This window comes from Pedobacter suwonensis (assembly GCF_007833675.1).
Taxonomy (GTDB): Bacteria; Bacteroidota; Bacteroidia; order Sphingobacteriales; family Sphingobacteriaceae; genus Pedobacter; species Pedobacter suwonensis.
Genome location: NZ_CP031708.1, coordinates 5,515,665 through 5,538,711 on the forward strand (window position 1 = coordinate 5,515,665; position 23,047 = coordinate 5,538,711).

The 23,047-nt window shown below is 38.2% G+C and carries 11 protein-coding genes; all 11 read left to right on the top strand.

The window, feature by feature from the left end:
• Positions 1 to 14: 14 nt before the first annotated feature.
• On the top strand, positions 15 to 4,994 hold the full coding sequence (locus tag DV942_RS22640) for a hypothetical protein (RefSeq protein WP_145861291.1): 4,980 nt from the start codon (positions 15 to 17) through the stop codon (positions 4,992 to 4,994).
• A 21-nt stretch (positions 4,995 to 5,015) separates the two neighbouring features.
• On the top strand, positions 5,016 to 6,185 hold the full coding sequence (locus DV942_RS22645; RefSeq protein WP_145861293.1) for a hypothetical protein: 1,170 nt from the start codon (positions 5,016 to 5,018) through the stop codon (positions 6,183 to 6,185).
• A 580-nt stretch (positions 6,186 to 6,765) separates the two neighbouring features.
• A complete protein-coding gene (locus DV942_RS22650; RefSeq protein WP_145861295.1) occupies positions 6,766 to 9,183 on the top strand; it encodes a patatin-like phospholipase family protein in 2,418 nt (805 codons plus the stop codon).
• Positions 9,184 to 9,230: 47 nt separating this feature from the next.
• The gene (locus tag DV942_RS22655; protein ID WP_145861297.1) at positions 9,231 to 9,512 is read left to right on the top strand and encodes a SelT/SelW/SelH family protein; all 282 of its coding nucleotides are present in this window, start codon (positions 9,231 to 9,233) and stop codon (positions 9,510 to 9,512) included.
• A gap of 253 nt (positions 9,513 to 9,765) precedes the next feature.
• A complete protein-coding gene (locus tag DV942_RS22660; protein WP_186462378.1) occupies positions 9,766 to 13,761 on the top strand; it encodes a hybrid sensor histidine kinase/response regulator transcription factor in 3,996 nt (1,331 codons plus the stop codon).
• Positions 13,762 to 13,904: 143 nt separating this feature from the next.
• Positions 13,905 to 15,227 (top strand): BNR repeat-containing protein, encoded by a 1,323-nt coding sequence (locus DV942_RS22665; RefSeq protein WP_145861301.1) that lies wholly within the window; start codon positions 13,905 to 13,907, stop codon positions 15,225 to 15,227.
• A 14-nt stretch (positions 15,228 to 15,241) separates the two neighbouring features.
• Complete coding sequence (locus DV942_RS22670) at positions 15,242 to 17,398, top strand: family 43 glycosylhydrolase (RefSeq protein ID WP_145861303.1); 2,157 nt, start codon at positions 15,242 to 15,244, stop codon at positions 17,396 to 17,398.
• A gap of 4 nt (positions 17,399 to 17,402) precedes the next feature.
• Positions 17,403 to 18,527 (top strand): glycoside hydrolase family 88/105 protein, encoded by a 1,125-nt coding sequence (locus tag DV942_RS22675; protein WP_145861305.1) that lies wholly within the window; start codon positions 17,403 to 17,405, stop codon positions 18,525 to 18,527.
• An 18-nt stretch (positions 18,528 to 18,545) separates the two neighbouring features.
• Positions 18,546 to 19,793, top strand: coding sequence for a DUF2264 domain-containing protein (locus DV942_RS22680; RefSeq protein ID WP_222431136.1), 1,248 nt, complete (start codon positions 18,546 to 18,548; stop codon positions 19,791 to 19,793).
• 77 nt (positions 19,794 to 19,870) lie between these two features.
• The gene (locus tag DV942_RS22685; RefSeq protein ID WP_145861307.1) at positions 19,871 to 20,989 is read left to right on the top strand and encodes a glycoside hydrolase family 43 protein; all 1,119 of its coding nucleotides are present in this window, start codon (positions 19,871 to 19,873) and stop codon (positions 20,987 to 20,989) included.
• Between the two features lie 110 nt (positions 20,990 to 21,099).
• A complete protein-coding gene (locus tag DV942_RS22690; protein WP_145861309.1) occupies positions 21,100 to 22,935 on the top strand; it encodes a glycoside hydrolase family 35 protein in 1,836 nt (611 codons plus the stop codon).
• The last annotated feature ends 112 nt before the right edge of the window (positions 22,936 to 23,047 follow it).

Consider the following 23,047-nt stretch of genomic DNA (forward strand, 5'->3'; position numbering starts at 1 on the left):
AAATACTTTCAAAAATGGCATCTGCAAACAATAATAATGCTTACTCATCTGATTATACACATATAGCAGAATGTCTTTTAGCTATACATGCCTTACAAACGGGCGGGAGCTTAAATAACCAGACAGAATTGCTACGCTTGCTGCGCCTGTTTGAGCAGGATGTATTAAAAAAATTATATTTAATAACCATTAGGGTACTAAAAGTTGTAACCAGCCCTGATGGCAGCATTTACATAGGAGGAGATTTTAGCGAAAAGGATTTTTCAGAAGAAGATTTTAATGTTGGTGCGCTGGTAATTAATCCACCAAAGCATGAAGATTACTTTTATGGAAAGGATTTTCTGTTTGATGATTTTTATGTAGGTTACCTCGATACCAATGGTACGGATTACAGTTCCATCTTTACGAGCATTTCAAACATGCTCAAAGAAATCAATAGCTACAGCGAGGATACTCTTAGTGAAGAAGACCGTTACGCTTTAAACGAAGCGCTGGAAGCATTTTTGGAAGCCTTTAAAGAAATAAAGAATTTATTGGCACAAGCTGGTTTGAACCCTTGTGGCCCGGCTGAAACTTACTTTAATAATACCGGAGGGATATACCTCCAGGCAGCGGGTTCTGATGGGAGCAATGGCATTGCTGAAGGTATTCACTTAAGATGGAGTTTAACAGGCGAAATAGGTGATAACCATTTACCTAAAGGCGAATATTATAATGCTCAGCATAACCAGTTATCAGATTTTAACCGGAAGGATGATTATGTAAAGGTATTTCGTTCGCCAAATATAAATGCGCCAACCATATCTATTGATTTAGAATTTAACCGTCCGTTAGTCAACTTTAAAACCAGACAATGGATTTACACCATTAATAATACCATTAATGGAGAAAAAATAACCAACCGTGTAAAACTAAAATTTGACAATGCCAATTCCTATAAGCAACTGGCCAGAACAATAGATCCCTTATTAGATTATTATCGGTTTTTATCCTCATATAATGATATCATCACGTTAGAAATAGAAGATAAAACCAGCTATTCAGTAGGATTTCATCTTAATAATTCCAGCAATGAAAAGGCCGTACTTAAGGTGAAGATACTTTCACAAATAGCTGATGACACTGATAATTCCGCCGAAGTACGCAAAACAATGGTGCTAGATAGCTCCGGAAATAGTTTGGAATTCATAAAAGCAGATAATATTGCTAAAATATCAATCAAAAAATCAGCAAATGCGATCATTAAAAACTTTTATTTCTCCACTTACCATGATTTTTTAACTACCCGTCAAGCAACAGATTGGACAGAGGTAGGAAATGGTTTTGGCCTTTCCCTAGATGATGCCGTGGTTTTCGATCGTTTAGAGAATGAAACCTATCCTATTGATCACCTCTGGCCACATTATAATGATGGCGCGACCGTAAAAGTGGCCAATTATCAGGATAAATGGTTAACCTCCAGAGCTGATAGTCCTTCAGTAAAGGAAGTGCTGAATAAATACCTTCAATTAAGCGATACCAACACAAGAGCAGAAGAGCTGGTTGCCAATGTGAATCAGGAACAGCAACATGAAGGTTTTATAATCAGTTACCTGGATATCGTGAATATGCAGGCACTTGATTATCATTTCGCCAGAATGTTAGGTTTAGGACATATCGATACCATAGATGGAGATGGAGAATATTTTTATCAGGTTCGTTATACCAATAAAATCAGTTTAAACTCTTCCAGTGCATCAGATTTTGTGTATACCAGTTTGCCTGTTACCAAAACCAATTACCTGTTGCCCGAAAAGCCTAAAATGAGGCCCGTGGCTTATCAGTTTTTAGGAGATAACGACAGCATGAACGATATGCTTAATGACGGCGGTTATGCAAAGTTTGATAATGCACGTGTAGTTAATATAGGTAGAATGCCTTTCGCCGACGAACTGGTTGGACATGATTTCTTTAAGGAACTTAATGCCATTGAAAACCAGAATATTTTCGAAAAGCCCAAACCGGTTTTTTATGGATTAGAATACCGTGCAGAAAACCAGTCTAACTATGTAAAACCCGAAATTACCAGTGGAAGTTTCCAGAATGAGCATCAATATTATGCTTATGATTATGCCAATCCACAAGGGGTCTTGGAACCTGAACCTTTAAAGGATGATGTATTAAGTTTATTCATCCATTTCGAAAAACAATCAGGAATACACTTTTATGCCGTTTATGGTATCAACTGGTTTTCGAGGGTTTCTGAACGTAGTGATGAGGTCAGCACTGATCCAACTGCATTTCCAATGTTAAATACACTATTGCCGCCAAGTGATGTTGCAGTACAGTATATTCAAAAGGAAGATCCCTTATTGTTTACCACCACTGCTGAGCAAAGTTGGCTGGCCGGACGTAAGCAAACTTTTGGCAAACAGGATATTGGTTTTACACGCGTAACTTTTAACTGGCTCGAAATATTGGATGTCACTAACCTGATCGATCAATCTGCAGAACAGCTTAATAAACTGATCAAAGCAGACCATGTTAAGGCTTACTTTAAACCAAAATTGTTTTTAACAGTTACGGGGCAGATTAATGATATATTGCCTGTAAGGAACAACGATAAATTTGTTAAACTTGTAATTGGTAGCTATAAACAGATAGACGGAACTGAAATTGTCCCTATAATTGCACCTGAGGATTTTCCAAGGTTTCATAATAGTATGCTAACTACCCCTGGTGGAAAATTCCGCGTAGAAACTTTCTTCGTTAACGGCTCGGATTTCCAGATCGTGGTAGAGATTATTTCTGAGCGAAAGGTAGTAGATGATGAAGATAATCCAGGTACTTACAGTACACAAGACTTTACTATTTTTCCTGAAATTGGAAGTAGGTTTACACTAATCGAAAATTTAAGCCTTTCAGGAAATTGGGAGTCGCTTCAGGAAACTGTTGAATTAAAAAGTTTTGCAGATGTAAATAAGCCGCACATCGAGCGCATTACTGATTCCGAAGGTAAAGAAACGATTTATTGGGTTGGAGGGCTTCATAACCAGGCAACTGTAACCCCCTTGTTCGGATCTGAGTATCCTGATGGCTTGTTAGGTTATTATAAAATCAAATTTGACAGCAGTGGGAATTTAAATGAACACCCTCAAATAAATTTACCTTTTAATGCCAATGATCCAAATAAAAATTCGCCCGATCAGTTAAGGCAGGCGCATGTAGAATGGTACAAAGGATTGATCAGGATACCAACCGTAAGTGGTGAGGCTGAACCGAAACTTTTGGAAGTAATCAGGATAGAAGAAACACATCCAATAGAATTATATGTTTACGATCCAGGTTATGCAGATGATCCGATTAAGGTTTCGGTACCTGCTGCTTTAACTGTTCCTGTAAACTTCCATCCAGGTTACCGGGTTTATTTTTTCCCGGAGCCTGATCATAAATTTAATGGTTCCAATATACTCCCGGTTGGTAATGATAACGACAAACGCACATTGTTGGGTTTACAAACAATAGATAGCCGGCCGGAAAGTGATGAAAGTGCGTCAGAGGTTTCAGCACCTGCCATACTGCTTGCCCGTAAAATAGAAGAACCCATACAATTTGAAGCGCCCATTACTTTTGGCTTAAAAGTACGGCCTGATGCCACAGGGAAAGCTTCATTTACTTTTGATGTTAAAATAGCACCAACAGTTAATGGTATAAAACGTAATCCATTTGGTTTTATGTTCTACAGAACAACCAATGAGGATGTATTAGAAGCGCTGTACAAACCAAGTACCGTAATGCAGATTTTAAAAGCATTGGCAGATCTTGAAGAAGATTTATTTTATAGCCAAAGGTATCTGGAATTGGTTAATTTAACTTTTGATCCTACTAACACAGATTCATTTAAGATATTTCCTGCAACCCCAAATCCTTATGGCTTTCCTAAACCTGATAAGTCGGGGCTTATTGAGCCAAGTGATAGTTTAGAAATTAAGAAATTAAAATATTTTGCTTCCATACAGGAAACCTTATTGCCTTTAACCGAACAGCCCCCAATTTTGGAATTTATTAAACAAGGGCTGCAAACTGAAAATGCTTTGCCGGTGATCCGCGATTTGGATGGTAATTTACTTGATGCTACTGATACGGCCTTTAATCCTTTTCCTATGATCAGGCAGTATAATAAACCATCGCAGCCCAATACCACCTATATCCGTTTTACTGATTATTTTTTAAGCGGGGCTTCGCGAAAGTTATATTTCTTTGCCGGGGTAGAAGTAACCAATCAATTGGACCCCGGTTTATTAAGTCCTTTTGCCGGGCCGGTAACTATTTTACAAACATTACCTTCAGCAGCACCCTTAGTTACCAGGTTCGCTATCAATCTCGATTCCTTTTCTGCGGAAAGCGGCGCCTCAGTTGTTTTTAATATTGCCCCGATCTCGCCTGAAGACCGGATTTCGAAAATCAGGATTTATCGCTCAAAAGATAAAGATAAGACTGTTACGCTTCGAGGTATAGAATACTATACAGACCATGATATTGTACCAGGGAATATTGAAGGTTATGAAATTATCGACGATTTCAGCGATTTAACAACTGCACCACTTGGCGATACGATTTATTATCGTCTGGCCGGTATACGGACTATTGTCAATGAAAAAGAAGAGCAAGAAGAAGTTTTGTCATTAGGCACAGATGTTATAGATATTAACCTACCAGATTACTTAAATCCTGAAGCTCCAGAATTAAAATACGATGAGGCGGGAAACAAAATAACCTGGACCGCTACGGCAAATAAAGCGCATTACCATGTATATCAGCAAAACAACCGTGGTAATTGGGAAAAAGTACATACAGTAGATGGTGCAAATTTATCAGTTCCAATGGAATATGTGCTTCCGGCCCCATTATTAACTGTAGATGAAGATGGCGATAAACTTTATTACCGTTTTAAAGTACAGGTACACAATACCTCAGGTCTTGTTAATCTAACTGAGAAAGAATTAACTGTATAATATTATTTAAAAATTAAACTGATGGCACAAACACCTCCAATTACCGATGCTTATATAGATGAAATTATTAAAGCACCAGATGCGTACAATCCAACGTTAAATAAAACCCAGGGAGTAAAACTCAGGGAACTCATCAAACTGATGCGCGATAAAATGGATCAATCCAGCGGTGGGGGTGGTAACTTGCTTACATCGGTAACTTATTCACAATTGGTCAATTTAGTTTTAACCGATTCATTGGTCCCGGGCGCACAGTACCTGCTTACTGATTATAAAATGTATTGGAAGCCCTTTGTGCAAGATAGTGGGTTAAGGGCGTCGGATAATGTAGAACCTTTGATCTTATATGCAGTGGCGGTAAATAAAATTTCATCGTCTGCAAAATCAACAATCTATCCTAATGATGTTATCTATTATACAATAGGTAGATTCAACTATGATGGAAACGTAATTCCTTATGATGAGAATGAGCCTACTGATACTTCTTATAAAGGTGTTGTACCAGTAAAAGGTATGATTTATAGAAGGATAGATGAGAACAGGAAATTGGATATTAATTTTGATTATAAGGGCTTTTGGGTTGAAAAAGGAGACTATAATTTACCTATAGAATCCCAATTGAAAGACAATGTTTCTATTATCCAAAATGGTTTGGATAGTGAGTACTCCCAATACCCGATTATTATTCCATTTGCAACGCTAAAGAATACTAAAATTACAATAGGTTTTAACGCGGCCTATGCTGGGAATGCTGATCAGCTTTGTCCTACAGTTTTTGAAGATCTGAAACTCGAGGCATATAATAGTGAAATTGACTTTTTATTTATTCAGGATGATTATGAAGATCACCTAAAACCGAGGCTGGTAGTAAAAGATTCTAAATTAACTAAACTTTTTTGGATATCATCTACACCACCAAATTGGAACAAGGTTTTAAATTTTAACTATAAAGCAATTAACTATCAGCCATATCCTAGACAATCTCATTATATCTACCAACAAGATGGGTTGTCAATTTTGGCGAATAACAATATTAAACTTAATGTAACTTATGATTGGGATTACTCCGAATATTTAGTGGTTGAAGTTAAAAATGCCCATGAAAACGTTTTCTTATTGCCCTCTGGTGAAAATTTAGTTCAAAATGACCTAACAGGTTTATTATCACTTGTACTTAAAGCTAGGATTTAAATATGATCTGATACTCAACACCTAAATCTAATTATGGAAATAGCGTAGATTTACTAAGACTTTATCAGGCAAACGTCACAAAGATTCGACGTAAATAATTGTGGATTAGGATTGAATAATTGCGTTCCTTCAATTAAATGGGGCGGGGTAATTATTAACTCAAATAGTTCTGGAGCCCTTTTATTAAGAGAAAACTAAGGTTGACTGATTACACTTGATTACAGGGTTAGATGATACAACTATTACTCGAGATGTAACCATTTACGATGCCATAAGATATAGTGTTGGAACTCGTCTTTTAAAAGATGATAAAACGTTGCATTTAAGTGAAGGCAACTTACTAGTCATGTTGTAAGAAATATTGAATGAGGCAGTAGTATAACTATAGAATTCTTTTGCCAGGATGATCTTGGTCGGGTGGGTTACAATAGCATTTATATGTATCAAGGGGTAGAATGGTATCTAACAAATGGAGAGTGCATACCAGCTTTGGAAATACGGAGTATACACGAGGTTCATGTACGGTTTTTAAATATATTAACAATTCTATATTGATCTCTAAAATAACGGTTAAACACACATGAAAAACTTTATTAAAGTAGTTTTAGGCAGTTTTGTTCCCGCTTTTGAAAAAGGAATATTTGAAATTAGTTTCAGCTTTAAACGTTTAACGGTAAGAACATTGGTTCACGATTTTATTTCAGTAGCTGCTACTATTGGTTTTGTGATTTTGCCTGCGTTTTTAATTGGGTTTATTTTTCTATTACTACCTCAGGGTAGAGATACACTTTTACTCGTGGTAGAAAACTTATCTACCTTCAATTTTTGGCCAATCTTCTTTTTACTATTAGGCATTACAGCCTGGAGCATGGTATCGGAAATTAGTGTGCGCTATGCGATTTATATTTCTGATAATTCGGGCAAAAACCTAAGTGATGATCGGGTAGCCTGGAGGAAAACTGTTCAAAAATTACTTGCAGCCGCTTTTTTACTTTGGCCATCGTTTATTGTTTTTGTGAGCATGTTTTGGTGCATGCTCAGTGCCACTTATATGGAGAAAGTACCACGGTTTTTATGTTTTGGTATCTGTTTTATTCTGATTTATTGGTTAATGTCCTTTTTATCAAATCAATACTTCCGAAAATCGGGTAAGGCAAGCGCCGGGGTCTATTTAAAAACAAAGTGGGGAGAACGATCTTTACCAGACCGGGAACAGAAATACCTGCGGAAACTATATGGCATCTATGAGGATTATGTTTATACTTTACCAAAAGCATCCAGTTTTCAAAACGGCTACAAAGAAGAATTGCAGCATTTTTCAGATCATTTTACAAAATCAACCCGGGATTTTACACAGGGTTTTCCTCAGAATCCAAAGGTACTTATTGAAACACGCATTGTACCTGCCGAATTTAACCTAATTGACAGAGAGAAACTATTAAAAGGAAGAGGTGAACTCTATAAGTGGACTTATCAGATTCCTGCATCATTTTACAACGGCTTACATCGTCAAATTAAATTGTTTGCCGGAGTTTCATTTATGTTGTTCATGTTAATTTCATTTATTCCTGGCTGGTGGCCTGTATTTTCGTGGATAGGAGCCCCGGCCTTAATTTGTTTCGCTTTTGCATGTTACACGGGTATGTACACAGGACTCCTTTATCTTGATAAATCTCTTCTAAGAAAGTGGAAAATATCTGTACGTTTTCTGCTGGTCATTATTCTGGTTGTTTGTTCTTACTATAATCAAGATCATCCTGTAAGAATGTCCGATCATAAAACTAATCAGCGTGAAACTGTTGTCAATCAGTTCAACAGGTGGTTTGTAAATTACAAAGCCAATATTGATAAGCAAAAAGATAAGGGAGGTCAGCAAAAAAAATATCCTGTTGTTTTTATTTGTGCCGAAGGAGGTGCGCTACGTACAGGGGCATATACCAGTTTGTTCTTATCCAGTTTAAGTGCAAAATTGGAAAAAGAACAAAATATCGATTTTAAAAAATCAATATTCGCCATGTCAGGCGTATCAGGTGGTGCCGTTGGTTTAGGCTTGTACAATGCTTTAAATTTCGAAAATAATGTTCAGATTACCTCTAACACATCAATTGAATTATCGAAAAGATTTTTTCAGCATGATACTTTGTCACCCATAGTGGGAAAAATGCTTTTTGGAGATTTTCTTAACTTATTCTTGCCTATACATATTAACCTACTTGACCGCTCGAGTGCACTAGAAAAATCGTGGGAAGAATCTTATCAATCTTTAATCGATAAAAATCAGGAGAATATATTTTCCAGAAGTTTTGCCTGTGGAAAAATAAAGCCCAGTCAACCATTGTTCATCATTAATACAACAGAGGTTGAAACTGGATTGCAATGTTGGATGAGCAACCTTATGCCTGATAGCCTGTTTTTTAACGATCATCGCGATTTATTGGCAAAAAATGTAAATGATTTAAATTATAGCACAGCAATAAATTTTAGCACCCGTTTTCCTTTATTTTCTCCCGCTGCGAAAGTTGGTGGGGTAAATGGCAATCCCCGCTTGCATTATCTTGACGGAGGTTATGTTGAAAATACAGGCAGTGCTTCCATGTTAGAAGTACTTCAACTATTAAAAAGTAAGTCAACCAATTTTAATCAGATTACCCCAATAGTAATCACACTGCTTTTTAGCGAAGAAGATAAAACTGCACCTAATATCAGATTTGGTAATGAGTTAATAGAAATTTTTAATGCATTAACCCATATAAGATCAGGAAATAGTAGAACAAGCAGGTTTCGCCTCAAGCAGTTTTTACAAGAAAATAGTATTGTTGGTCCTATTGATGAACCCTTAACCGCTAAAGAAAAAAATGTACCGATGAATTGGGTTTTATCAGCCCAGAGTATGAACAATATTACAGGCGATATAGACGATAAGTTAAACAATACTTCAGGTAACGGTATAATTACCAAACTGCTTAAAAATGATTTAAGTTTTCCACAAATAAAATAGCAACACAATTAGTTGGCGGTTGGTCTATTTTTTGTAACCTTGCAAAAATGGAAAAACCGCTAGTTGATATCACCTATTGCCCTAAATGTGGCTGGATGTTGCGTTCGGCATACATGGCACAAGAAATTTTAAGCACTTTTGTAGATGATGTAAAGGGCGTAACCTTAATTCCGAGTGAAACATCAGGCGTTTTTACCGTTCAAGTTGGTGGAAAGTTGATTTTTGATAGAAAACAACAACAACGTTTCCCTGAAATAAAAGAATTAAAACAACTCATTCGTGATGAGGTTAATCCCACGAAAAACCTTGGTCATTCTGATGTGAGGTAGTTTACGGCGTAATCTTTAAAAGCCCCAGATGCCTGATTGTTCATCGAAAATAGAAAACACAGGGTTAGCCTAAGTACTCCTGTATTAATGTATTAAAAATCTTGCGCTTTAAGCTATTTAATACTAAATCATAGCTGCTGACAGTGTGTGAAGAAAATACGTATATTCGTTCCATACCAAATAATACCACAGTACTGTTTTCTCTATGTTCCTTCTAAATAAAAAAACTGCCTGCTATATACTTATTTTTTGGATGGCTGCAGGTATTTGTTTTGCCCAGTCTTCAGCTATTCCTTTAACTTACCTGGGGGTAGAAAACGGCTTGTCTAACAATGTGGTAAATTCTTTGTATTTAGATCATTATGGTTTTATGTGGATGGGTACCTATGATGGATTGAACCGTTATGACGGCTATCACTTTAAAGTTTTCAGAAATGGATGGGAAGATGAACATTCGCTGATCAATAACCATATTACGGTATTAACAGGAGATAGGAAAAACAGGGTATGGGTGGGTACGCAAAAGGGCGTCTCATATTATGATTATGCCGATTCCAAATTTCATCACCTCGTTTATCTGGATAGGGGCAGAAAAAACGAGGTAACTTATGCCGTCAATTCCATTGCCATAAGTGAGGCTTCAACAGTTTATGTAGCCACCGAAGAAAAGGGCCTGTTTATGCTTGAAAAGAACAGTGGTGCAGCAGAAAGGATCCCGTTTGTTAAAAATTTTGATTTTACGGTAAAAGCGTTGTATCTCGATAAAAATCAAACCCTTTGGCTTTTTATAAAGGATGTTGGCCTTTGTAGATATGATCATGGTCAAAACACCATCCGTTTAGTAACCAATGCCATACGTTCCGTAACTTGTATTACAAAAGGAACCGACCAGATGCTCTGGGTTGGTACCGAACGTGGCCTCTTTCAGTTAGATAAAGCCAAAGGTAGCCTTACCAGGTTTAGCGGGCATTTAAGTGACGAAAATATCATGAGTTTATTGTTGGATGAAAAACAAAAGCTCTGGATTTCAACTGATGGCGGAGGAATTACTATTTACGATGCAAAAACCCATAAAACGGATTACCTGACTGCTGGAAAAGAAAAAGGCTTGCTCAGCAGTAATTCGGTCGCCCAGGTTTACGAAGATGGGGAATCCAGAAAATGGATTGCAACCTTACGCGGTGGTGTTAATGTTATCGATCCTGAAAATGAACAGTTTACCACCATTAAAAATGATCCGTTAAATAGAAATTCATTAATTAACAACTTTGTACTTTCTTTTAGTGAAGATGAGCATAAAAACATATGGATCGGTACCGATGGAGGTGGCCTGAGCATTTGGAACCAAAAGCAAAATAGATTTATCAATTATACTAAAACGAGCGATCCAAATTCCTTAACCAGTAATTTTATTACCAGTATTTTAAACGACGCAGACCATAATGTATGGGTAGCCAGTTTTAGCGGAGGAATAGACCGTTTTAATAAAGCAACGAAAAAATTTGTTCATTATAATTGTTTTAATACCTATACATGCGTTGATGACATCAACATCTGGAAGCTTTATCAGGACAAACAACACAATATCTGGGCAGGTACAACGAAGGGCGGTGCATTGTACCGTTACAACAAAAACAGCGATAAATTTGAGCTTTTTGATCACAAATTAAAGGATATCCATACCTTGTTCCAGGATTCGAAAGGCAGGCTTTGGGCAGGAAACTATACAGAACTGATCGAAATTGATCCGATCCACAAAAAACACCGGTATACCAAGATCAACTATGCCATCAGGGCTATTCAGGAAGGATTGAACAATCAGCTATGGATCGGTACAGAAGGTGGAGGGTTATTGCTTTTTGATCCGGAAACGAAAAATATAAAGCGATACCTTCAGCGTGATGGATTGCCAGGAAATTCCGTGCTTAATATCCTTCAGGATAATCAAGGCAACTTATGGTGCAGTACTTACAATGGTCTATCCAAATTTGAGATTAAACGCCATAATTTTAAAAATTACTATGCCACTGATGGTTTGCAGAGCAACCAGTTCAACTACAATGCAGCATTAAAGCTCACCAATGGTGATTTGTTATTTGGTGGGATTGGTGGTTTCAATCTTTTTTCTCCCGATAAAATCAAGAAAAGAAGAAGGATACCTAAAATGGTGCTGACAGATTTTAGGATCAATAATATTTCCCTTGATCAGGATTCTGTCTATAACGATATCTCTATCGTTAATTTAGAAAGTATAGAAATCCCATTTAGTGCTGCTGTCATTTCTGTTGATTATGCAGCCATAGAATTCTCCTTTCAGGATCAGATTTCTTATGCCTACTACCTGGAGGGCTGGGATAGAGACTGGAATTATGTAAATAAATTGAGCACAGCTTATTATTCAAGGTTAAACGAGGGTGAATATAAACTGCATATTAAAAGCACTGATACAGAAGGGGCCTGGAGCAACAATGAAAAAGTTGTGTTAATTAAAATTTTACCGCCTTGGTACCGTACCTGGTGGGCATATACCATTTACCTCATCATAGGCTCCTCGTTATTTTATCTTTTTCAAACCTATCGCAACCGGCAAAGGAGGTTAAAACATGAAGTAGAACTCACCAACTTTAAAATGGAGCGTGAAAAGGATCTGAATGAGAAAAAGTTAAATTTCTTTACCAATATTTCACACGAGCTACGAACACCTTTAACTTTAATTGTTAATCCGATTAAAGATATTATTAATAAAAAAGAACCGGGACAGGAGCGTAACGACTTAAGCGTAGTTTATCGAAATTCGAGGCGTTTACTAAGCCTGGTAGATCAGTTATTACTTTTTAGAAAGACGGAAAGTGAAAATGATACTTTAAAAATTGTGAAGATTAACCTGGCCAAATTTACAAAGGAGATTTTCCTTTGTTTCAATTATCTGGCCAAGCAGAACCAAATTGAATATAGTTTTGATTGCGAAGAAGAGGAACTGGATATTTATGGGGATAAAGACAAGCTCGAAATTGTTTTTTTTAACTTACTCTCTAATGCATTAAAATTTACGCCTAAAGGTGGATTTGTGAAATTCAGTGTTAAAACTGTTGGCATGCGTGTGCATATCGAAGTAAGCGATAGCGGCCCTGGGATACCTAAACACGTGGGTGAAAAACTGTTCGACAAATTTTATAAGGTAATGTCGAACGAATCATTGAAAATGGGTTTTGGCATCGGGCTTTACCTCGCCAAAAACTTTGTGGAACTGCATAAAGGTAAAATTTCGTTCCGTTCCAACCAGGGTTTTGGCACCATATTTTTGATCGATATCCCGTTTGGAGAACCAGACGCGCAGCATGGTGGCGTTTTGCAAAACGAATTAACTTATGTAAATGAACTGATTGCACAAGAAGAAGAGGCAGAAATAAACGATGCCGAGAGCGTTGGTAACCTCGAATTGCTCATTTCAGATCTGCACTCCATTTTGGTTGTTGATGACAATCCTGAAATTATCGATTACATCAAACAGATTTTTCAGGATACTTTTAAAATTTACAAAGCCGAAAACGGTACCGAAGGTTTAAAAATTTGTAAAGAGTTTCTGCCAGACATCGTGATATCTGATGTAAACATGAGTGGCCTCAACGGGATTGAACTTTGTAAAGCGATCAAAGAAGATTCAGCACTTAGCCACATTCCGGTGATTCTGCTCACCGGCGATCCGAGTCCTGAAGTAAAACTTAAAGGAATCGAAGTGGGTGCCTACGATTTTATCGGTAAACCGTTCGATAAAGAGCTTTTTACGGCTAAAATTAAAAGCATCATTAAAAACAGGACTAATCTTCAGTCTTATTTCTATAATGAAATAACCTTAAAAAGTGATGCCCATAAAGTGTCTCAGGAAGATAAAGGTTTTCTTCAAAAGTGCATCATGATCATAGAGGAAAATTTAATGGAAGACAGCTTCAATGTAAAAACGCTGGCATCTGATCTTGGAATGAGCCATTCAAATCTCTATAAAAAGATCAAAGCTACTTCTGGTCAATCAATAAATGGTTTTATCCGCTTTATACGGCTAAGAAAGGCTGCTGAATTATTAATCAATACCAATCTAAATATTAACGAAGCGGCCTTTAGAGTGGGTATAAATGATAGCAAATATTTCAGGGAACAGTTTCAGAAACTGTTTAAACTAACGCCGTCTGAGTTTATAAAGAAACACCGTAAAAGTTTTCATAAATATTATAATATTAATGGAACAACATAAAAGTTACGCTTTTTTGTGCTTTAAAGGGTATTTAGCTTAAAACGCCCCCTGCAAAGTATGATTTAGCCCCCTATGTAAAGCCTAAAAATTTCGGTACTTCGGGTTTGCCAAATGATAAAAAACCGAGCAGTTTTAACCTAATAATGTATCAGTCCCTAATTAAAAGCACGTTTCTAATTTATGCGTTCATTAGCATCGGAATGGTGGGCGCTGCGCAGGAAACAGAACGGAGTACTATTGCTGGTAACGGCTGGGCAAATAATTCGGTAAATACGGTTATTTTTCGTAAAAATGCTTTGGTCAGCTTTAAGGGCAGCCAGTATGCTGCTTATTATGATCATGAACAAAACGTGGTATTGGCCAAACGCAAAATCGGCTCACCCCAGTGGACGGTAGTTACCACACCTTACAAAGGCGATGCCACCGACGCGCATAAGTCGATTAGTATTATGGTAGATGGTGATGGTTTTCTTCACATGGCCTGGGGCCAGCATAACAATAACTTAAACTACGCCAAATCTACTTCAGCAGGTTCGCTAACGCTAGGTAATATGGAGCAAATGCTTTCCGTAAAGGAAAATAAAGTCAGTTATCCTGAGTTCTATAGACTGGCTAATGGCGATTTGTTGTTTTTTTACCGCGATGGAGGTTCCGGAAACGGAAATTTGATGATTAATCGTTATCACTTAAAGACCAAAAAATGGACACGTGTACAGGACGGAATGATTGATGGAGAAGGACAACGAAATGCCTATTGGCAGGTTGCGGTGGATCAGGCTGGAACCATCCATTTATCATGGGTATGGCGCGAAAGCCCGGATGTGGCCAGTAACCACGATTTATGTTATGCTAAATCAACAGATGGCGGCACCACCTGGTTAAAATCCACAGGCGAGAAATACACGCTTCCCATTACAGCAACAAATGCAGAGTATACGGTCAAGATTCCACAGAAAAGCGAGCTGATTAACCAAACATCGATGTTTGCTGATGCAAAAGGTAAAGTGTTTATTGCTGGTTACTGGCGCGGACCGAACGAAACCGGTCCCCAATATCATCTTGTTTTTAAAACAGCTGCCAACTGGAAAGTAAGCAACCTGAATTTCAGAAAAACAACTTTTAGCCTTAGTGGTACCGGTACCAAGCAGATTCCAATTTCGAGACCGCAGATTGTGGTGTGGCGCAAGGGAAAACATTATGCTGCGGGTTTACTGTTTAGAGATGCCGAACGCCAAAATGTGGCATCTATCGCTTTAAATAATAACCTTGGAGCAGATGACTGGACAATCAAAGACCTTACTCAAACTTCTTTGGGCGATTGGGAGCCTACTTATGACACCGAACTTTGGAAAAACAAAAAGATATTGAGCCTATTTTTACAAAATGTTGTCCAGTTAGATGGAGAAGGAAAGGCAGATCAGTTGCCAACCCAGGTGCAGGTATTGGATTGGAAACCTGGAATATAAGTTAATTACAAGACATGAAGTATTCAACAAAATATCGTATTTTTTTATTGCTGATTTTTTTATCAGGTAAAATCATCGCACAACCTAAAAAAAATGCCGGAGAAAAAGAAAATATAGCTTACTTATTCACTTATTTCACTGGTAACGCGAAAGGAGAGGAAGCCATTCGTTTCGCAGTAAGCTCAGATGGTTATCACTATAAGGCATTAAATAACAATAATCCAGTCATTTCTTCAGAAAAGATCAGCAGCACCGGTGGCGTTCGCGATCCGCATATTTTGCGTGGTGAGGATGGCAAAACCTTTTATATTGTAGCCACCGATATGGTTTCTGCCAATGGCTGGGATTCGAACAGGGCAATGGTTTTATTGAAATCAAACGATTTGATCCATTGGACATCCGCAGTTGTTAATATTCAAAAGCGTTTTCCAAACAATGAAAATTTGCTACGCGTTTGGGCACCGCAAACTATTTACGATAAAATGGCTAAAAAATACATGGTATATTGGTCAATGAAACATGGCAATGAACCTGATAAAATTTATTACGCTTATGCCAATGCTGACTTTACCGACCTGGAAACTGCTCCGAAGCAGTTGTTTTTTAGTCCAACCAATGGCTCTTGTATTGATGGCGATATTATTTACGATAAAGGGAAATATAACCTGTTCTTTAAAACCGAAGGCAATGGTAATGGCATCAAAAAGGCAGTATCTGATAAACTGACAGAAGGTTATGTATTACATGACAAATACTTGCAGCAAACTAAAGAAGCCGTAGAAGGTGCCGGTGTTTTTAAGCTAAACCACAGTGATGAATATATCCTGATGTATGATGTTTATATGAAAGGCCATTATCAATTTACCAGAAGTAAAGATTTGACCCATTTTACTGTAATAGACCAGGATGTAAAAATGGATTTTCACCCCAGGCATGGAACGGTTTTGCCAATTAATAAACAAGAGTTAAACCGTCTCCTTAAACAGTGGTATACCGCTGAGTCTGTTCTACAAACCGCAAGAAATCAGGCAATCAATCAAAACAACATTGTTGTTGATCGTGTAAACCAAACGCTTTACCTACCTGTAAATTATAATACAGATTTAAAGGCTTTTGATCCGCAGTTTGATACCTTCAACCAGATCAATATCATGCCAAAAGGCAAACTCGATTTTTCTAAAGGCCCTGTAAACGTTAAGGTAAGCATTCCAGGCCAGCAACCTAAAACCTATTCGGTAAGGGTTGCCATAGCAAATAACCCTGTGTTAAAAGGATATTATGCCGATCCGGAAATTTTATATTCCAATAAAACGGCTAAGTATTACCTCTATCCAACCAGTGATGGCTTTAATAACTGGAGCGGCACTTATTTTAAATGTTTCTCTTCAACCGATCTGGTTAACTGGAAAGATGAAGGCAAGATATTAGACCTTGAAAAAGATGTATCATGGGCGAAAAGGAACGCCTGGGCACCAACCATTATTGAAAAGAAAGTAAATGGAGAATACAAGTATTTCTATTACTTTTCTGCCGCACAGAAGATTGGCGTTGCGGTGGCCGATAATCCCGCCGGTCCGTTTAAGGATAGTGGAAAAGCGCTAATTGCCAGCAGGCCAAAAGAGGTTAGAGGTGGTCAGGAGATTGATCCGGATGTATTTAACGATCCTAAAACCAACAAAAGTTATTTATATTGGGGAAACGGTTATATGGCTGTTGCTCCTTTAAATGATGATATGATCTCGATTGACACCAGTGCCATCAAAGTTATCACGCCAGATAATAGTTTCAGAGAAGGTACTGAAGTGTTTTATCGAAACGGGAAATATTACTTTTTATGGTCTGAAGATGATACCCGAAGTGAGAATTACAGAGTAAGATATGGCTTTTCTGATTCGCCTGCAGGAAAAATAACTATCCCTGAAAACAATCTGATTTTGGTAAAAGATGCTGCTCAGCAGATTTATGGCACCGGGCACAATAGTGTAATCAAGGTAAACGGCAAAGACGAATGGTATATGGTTTACCACCGTTTTACCCGTCCAAAGGGGATCTCAATGGGTGACGCTGCCGGTTATAACCGTGAAGTTTGCATCGATAAAATGGACTTCAATGCTGACGGAACCATTATACCTGTTAAACCGACAGTAGGCGGCATTAAACCAATACGTTAACGTTATGAAATTACATCAAGTTTTTTTCTTTACCTTTTTCTTGATCAGTCTGACGGTAAATGCCCAAAATCAACTTTCAAAAGATGAAGTGCTGGAAGTGATTAACCGCGCAAATACTTATTGGCAACATCACAATAAACCAGAAGTGAGAGCCTTTTGGGATCACGCGGCTTATCATACCGGTAATATGGCGGCCTATGAGGTGACGAAAAATGAAGCCTATCAAAAATATTCGGAAGATTGGGCTGAGTACAACAAATGGATGGGCGCAAAATCGACAGATAAATCCAATTGGAAATATAAATATGGCGAAACAGATGAGTATGTATTATTTGGCGACTGGCAGATCTGCTTTCAAACTTATATTGATTTATACCGCTTAAAACCCGAGGAATATAAAATTGCAAGGGCAAAAGAGGTGATGGAATATGAAATGAGTACGCCCAGCAAAGATTATTGGTGGTGGGCAGATGGTTTGTACATGGTAATGCCGGTGATGACTAAACTTTACAAGGTAAGCGGTGATCAAAAATACCTGGATAAACTGCATGAATATTTTATGTATGCCAACAGCATTATGTATGATAAGAAGGAAAAACTTTATTATCGCGATGCCAAATATGTTTATCCTAAACATAAAACTGTCAATGGTAAAAAAGACTTTTGGGCAAGGGGAGATGGTTGGGTATTTGCAGGTTTGGCAAAAGTGCTGAAAGACTTGCCACTTACAGATCCGCATCGGAATGAATACCTAACCAAATACCGGAGTATGGCAAAGGCAATTGCCAAAAGCCAGCAAACAAGCGGCTATTGGACAAGAAGTATCCTCGATCCGTTACATGCGCCAGGACCAGAAACCAGTGGCACCGCATTTTTTACCTATGGTTTATTGTGGGGCATAAATAATGGTTATTTAAAAGAGAAAACCTATTTACCTGTCGCGCAGAAAGCCTGGTCATATTTAACAAAAACCGCATTGCAACCTGATGGAAAAGTGGGTTATGTACAGCCAATAGGAGAAAAGGCTATCCCCGGTCAGGTGGTTGATTTAAATTCTACGACAAATTTTGGCGTAGGGGCATTTTTGTTGGCCGGTAGTGAAATGTACCGCTATTTATCAAACAAATAATAAATTTTATTGCTAAAAATGAGAATTAAGAATATTTTAATTATTGCTTTAATAATGATTTGGGCTGGTGGCGCTGTTTTTGCCCAGAAAAAAGCCAGAAATAATAAGGGCACGGCATTAACGGATAGACAATTTTGGTTGCAACAGATGGATAAGATGGTGAGACCCGTTTTATATAATCTGGCTGAAGATAGTTTGAGGATCTCCATGCCTAAAGTTACATCTGTCCATATTGACAATAGAGACCACCGCATTAAAGTACAATATGTGGAGGTTTTAGGTAGGGTTTTAAGCGGTATAGCACCATGGTTGCAGTTAGAGGGAGGTTCAGTAGAAGAGGTGGCTTTAAGAAAGCAATACCGGGAGTGGGCCATTAAAGGCTTAAAAAATGCATTGGATTCTAATGCGAGAGATTTCATGGATTTTGATATTGGCGGGCAGCAATTGGTAGATGCTTCTTACATAGCGCTTGCTTTGGTTCGTGCGCCTTGGTTATGGGAAAACCTGGATAAGAAAAATCAGGAACTGATGATGCAATCTATTGTAACCACCAGAAGATTTAAACCTGTTTTTTCAAACTGGCTGTTGTTTTCAGCGATGAATGAGGCTTTTTTAGCCAGATTTGGATACAATTGGGATCCTATGCGTGTTGATTATGCGCTGCAGCAAATGGAACAATGGTATACTGGCGATGGCATGTATACCGACGGGACCTCATTCGCCTTCGATTATTACAATAGTTATGTTATCCATCCGTATCTGGCTATGTTGGCCAATATCATCGGGACCAAAACGAACAGTTATAATGACATGTTCGAAAAAGTTAAAAAGCGCAATGAGCGCTATGCCATCATTCAGGAAAGATTAATTAATGCCGACGGTACTTATCCGGCTACTGGTCGCTCCATCATTTACAGGGGAGCTGCATTTCACCACCTGGCCGACATGGCCTGGCGTAAAGCCTTGCCTAAACAGTTAAGTCCGGCGCAGGTACGTTGTGCGCTAGCAGCTGTAATCAGAAAAACTTTAGAAAGCCCCTCAACCTATAAAAATGGCTGGTTAACCATAGGTTTGTACGGCGATCAACCCAATCTCGGTGATTTTTATAACAATCAGGGCAGTCCGTATATCGCATCAAATATCTTTTTGCCTTTAGGTTTACCGGCATCAGATCCCTTTTGGGCGAATCCGGCAGAGAAATGGAGCGCGCAAAAGATCTGGAGCGGCGAGAATTTCGAGAATGATCATAGTGTAAGTTTAAAATAGATAAAAATTTGATACACAATTGAAATTGATAAGGGGAAACACCTTTTTTAGAATGTTAAAAATTAGTTTATAAAGTAATGAATAAGAAAATCAGTTTTGTTATAGGATTTATCGCCCTAAGTTTGGGATTAAGCGGTTATGTTTCTGCGCAGCAAACCTATACCTCTTTTACTCCTGGTAAAATTTGGAAAGATGACAAAGGCGTACATATCAATGCCCATGGCGGTGGAATTGTAGCGTATAAAGGTGTTTACTACTGGTTTGGAGAGCATAAAATCGAAGGAGAAATTGGAAATACGGCACAGGTAGGCGTACATTGCTATTCATCAAAAGATTTGTACAACTGGAAGGATGAAGGTATAGCACTGCCGGTTTCTAACGATTTAACGAGTGATATTGCCAAAGGCTGTATTCTCGAACGACCGAAAGTGGTGTACAACAAGAAAACCAAAAAGTTTGTGATGTGGTTTCACTTAGAGCTTTTGGGTAAAGGTTATGCAGCAGCCAGATCTGGCGTAGCTGTAGCTGATCGTCCGACCGGACCATATACGTTTATCAAGAGTTACCGGCCAAATCCTGGAAAAATGCCTTTTTATGCAGCAGGCACAGACGTAAAAGATATGGTAAACTGCCAGCAACCAGCCAATGAAAGCGATGGCTTTTTCTGCAGGGATTTTCCTGGCGGGCAGATGGCAAGGGATATGACTGTTTTCGTGGACGATGATGGAAAGGCTTATCATGTATTTTCTTCTGAAGAAAACTTAACGCTGCATCTGGCTGAATTAACGCCTGATTATTTGGGGCATACCGGAAAATTTATCAGAATTTATGTTGGCCATCAAACTGAAGCACCAGCTTTATTCAAGAAAAACGGAACTTATTATATGATTGGTTCAGGCTGTACAGGTTGGGCACCAAATGCAGCGAGATGGTTCAAAGCAAGCAGTATCTGGGGACCATGGAATTATATGGGAAATCCTTGCCAGGGAGAAGGCGCTAATATAACTTTTGGCGGACAGAGTACGCACGTATTACCGGCACCGGGAAAAAAGGGAGAATTTATTTTCATGGCAGATAAATGGACACCCAAAAATGCAATTGACGGGCGTTATTTATGGTTGCCGGTTAAATTTGAAAATGATAAGATTTCGATAAACTGGGCGGATGAGTGGGATCTGAGCGTGTTTAAAAAGTAAAAAAAACAAATTTATTATATAAACCAGATGACCGGATTGCACAGAAATGTGTAAAATAGGACTTTTTTGCCTAAAATTCCGGTCATCTCTAAACAAACTTTAACAAAAAAATGAAAGCAAAATTACTATGGCTGGTGGCGCTATGTTGCTCCTTATCGGCTTTTGCGCAGCAAGCTAAACATACGTTTAAGCTGGGAGAAAAAGAGTTTTTATTGGATGGAAAACCTTTTCAGATTATATCTGGTGAGATGCACTACCCTCGTGTGCCGAAAGAAGCATGGCGGGCACGTATGAAAATGGCCAAAGCCATGGGCTTAAATACCATTGGAACCTATGTCTTCTGGAATCTGCACGAACCACAAAAAGGCAAGTTCGATTTTACAGGCAATAACAATATTGCAGAATTTGTGAAAATTGCGCAACAGGAAGGTTTATGGGTTATTTTAAGACCAAGTCCTTACGTATGTGCAGAATGGGAGTTTGGCGGTTATCCATATTGGTTGCAAACTGAAAAAGGTCTTGTGGTAAGAAGTACTGAAAAACAATATCTTGATGAATATAAAAAGTATATTATTGAAGTAGGTAAACAATTGGCACCATTGCAAATTAACCACGGCGGTAACATCATCATGGTACAGGTAGAGAATGAATATGGTTCTTATGCTGCCGATAAAAACTATTTAGATATCAACCGGAAAATGTTTATAGAAGCAGGCTTTGATGGCTTACTTTATACCTGCGATCCTGCTGCAGATGTAAAGGATGGACATTTAGATGGATTACTGCCTGCACTGAACGGAATTGATAATCCGTCGAAAATCAGACAGCTGGTAAATGAAAATCACGGTGGCAAAGGTCCGTATTTTATTGCTGAATGGTATCCTGCATGGTTCGATTGGTGGGGAACTCCTCATCATACCGTTCCAGCTGAACAATATACCCAAAAGTTAGATTCTGTTCTAGCAGCAGGCATTTCGATCAATATGTATATGTTTCACGGAGGTACCACCCGGGATTTTATGAATGGTGCTAATTATAAAGATACCTCACCTTATGAACCACAAATCAGCAGTTATGATTACGATGCACCTTTAAATGAAGCGGGAAATGTAACTGAAAAATTTAAGGCGTTTAGAAGTGTGATCGAAAAACACCTTCCCGCAGGACAAAGTTTACCTCCGGTTCCAACTGCAAAACCTAGCATGGCCATTGCACCTTTTAAATTGGCGACTAAAGTAGCGTTATTTAACGCGCTGCCTAAAGCTGTAAAAAATAATACCCCTTTAACTTTCGAAGATCTGAGTCAGGATTATGGTTATGTGTTGTATCGTACTACAATTAAAGGAGGTAGAAAAGGTGAGTTGCAGCTTAAACAGTTGCGAGATTATGCACTCGTTTTTATTAATCAAAAAAGAGTGGGTATTTTAGACCGCAGGCTAAATCAGAATACCTTATCGTTAGATCTTCCAGCGGGAGAGGTACAACTTGATATTTTTGTGGAGAATATGGGTCGTATAAATTTCGGGAAATATCTGCTTGAAAATAAAAAAGGAATTACAGAGCAGGTAACTTTCGATGGTACTGATATTAAAGGCTGGGCTATGTATGGTTTTCCTTTTAGCAACGACCGGGTAGCTGCAAGCCGTCAATCAAAAGCAAACGGATATGGTCCAACATTACAAAAAGGATCTTTTCAGATTTCAACGGTAGCTGATACTTATTTAGATATGACCGATTGGGGCAAAGGAGTGGTTTGGGTTAACGGCCACAACTTAGGAAAGTACTGGGCAATTGGTCCGCAACAAACACTTTATGTCCCACAGGAATGGTTGAAAAAAGGCAAAAATGAGATCTCTGTTCTCGAACTGCTTAAACCAGATCAAAATACTTTAAAGGCGATTGATCAGCCGATTTTAAACACGCTTAAAAAATTAAATGTTGATTAAACATTTAAAATTGTAAATAGGGGTTGAAGCGTTAAATTAAAGCGAGAAATAACGATTTAACCCCTATTTATTACCGTATTACCCCCGCGCTGTGCCGTAATTTTATGATTAC

What these genes read in the sequence shown, in the direction of transcription:
- DV942_RS22640 (WP_145861291.1), top strand. Translation starts at nt 15, where the DNA reads ATGGCATCTGCAAACAATAATAATGCTTACTCATCTGATTATACACAT.
- DV942_RS22645 (WP_145861293.1), top strand. Translation starts at nt 5,016, where the DNA reads ATGGCACAAACACCTCCAATTACCGATGCTTATATAGATGAAATTATT.
- DV942_RS22650 (WP_145861295.1), top strand. Translation starts at nt 6,766, where the DNA reads ATGAAAAACTTTATTAAAGTAGTTTTAGGCAGTTTTGTTCCCGCTTTT.
- DV942_RS22655 (WP_145861297.1), top strand. Translation starts at nt 9,231, where the DNA reads ATGGAAAAACCGCTAGTTGATATCACCTATTGCCCTAAATGTGGCTGG.
- DV942_RS22660 (WP_186462378.1), top strand. Translation starts at nt 9,766, where the DNA reads ATGGCTGCAGGTATTTGTTTTGCCCAGTCTTCAGCTATTCCTTTAACT.
- DV942_RS22665 (WP_145861301.1), top strand. Translation starts at nt 13,905, where the DNA reads ATGTATCAGTCCCTAATTAAAAGCACGTTTCTAATTTATGCGTTCATT.
- DV942_RS22670 (WP_145861303.1), top strand. Translation starts at nt 15,242, where the DNA reads ATGAAGTATTCAACAAAATATCGTATTTTTTTATTGCTGATTTTTTTA.
- DV942_RS22675 (WP_145861305.1), top strand. Translation starts at nt 17,403, where the DNA reads ATGAAATTACATCAAGTTTTTTTCTTTACCTTTTTCTTGATCAGTCTG.
- DV942_RS22680 (WP_222431136.1), top strand. Translation starts at nt 18,546, where the DNA reads ATGAGAATTAAGAATATTTTAATTATTGCTTTAATAATGATTTGGGCT.
- DV942_RS22685 (WP_145861307.1), top strand. Translation starts at nt 19,871, where the DNA reads ATGAATAAGAAAATCAGTTTTGTTATAGGATTTATCGCCCTAAGTTTG.
- DV942_RS22690 (WP_145861309.1), top strand. Translation starts at nt 21,100, where the DNA reads ATGAAAGCAAAATTACTATGGCTGGTGGCGCTATGTTGCTCCTTATCG.